Origin of the sequence: Aeromonas piscicola (genome assembly GCF_000820005.1) — a bacterium.
Lineage (GTDB): Bacteria > Pseudomonadota > Gammaproteobacteria > Enterobacterales > Aeromonadaceae > Aeromonas > Aeromonas piscicola.
Map to the genome: position 1 here is coordinate 594 of NZ_CDBL01000040.1, position 406 is coordinate 999.

Annotated in this window: 1 protein-coding gene; it reads left to right on the forward strand. The window is 61.1% G+C overall.

Going from position 1 to position 406, the window contains the following annotated elements:
* Nucleotides 1–242: tryptophan synthase subunit alpha (locus BN1128_RS08930; protein WP_209428553.1), on the forward strand; the 242-nt coding region annotated here is incomplete at its 5' end.
* Between the last annotated feature and the right edge of the window lie 164 nt (nucleotides 243–406).

Here is a 406-nt window from a genome sequence, read left to right on the forward strand (position 1 = left end):
CCGGCATGCCGGTGGATGGCCTGATCAATACCCTACGCGAGTTCAACGCCCCCCCCGCCCTGCTCGGCTTTGGCATCAGCGAACCGGCTCAGGTACGTGAAGCGATCGCCGCTGGCGCCGCCGGTGCCATCTCCGGCTCCGCCGTGGTGAAGATCATCGAGACCCACCACCAGAATCCGGAGCATATGCTCACTCGTCTGAAGGAGTTTGTGGAAGGGATGAAGGCCGCGACCAATCGATAAGGGACGGCATTGGTCAAATGCCATTGGCCGTGAGTGATCCGGTTGCGTATCCGCCTCACGCATAGGTGTATCGCTGCATCACCGCATCAAAGGGAGCCTGACCGGCTCCCTTTCTTTTTATCGCTTCTCCCCGCTTGCAGCGCTGGGCGTGTTGCTCCCTCTCC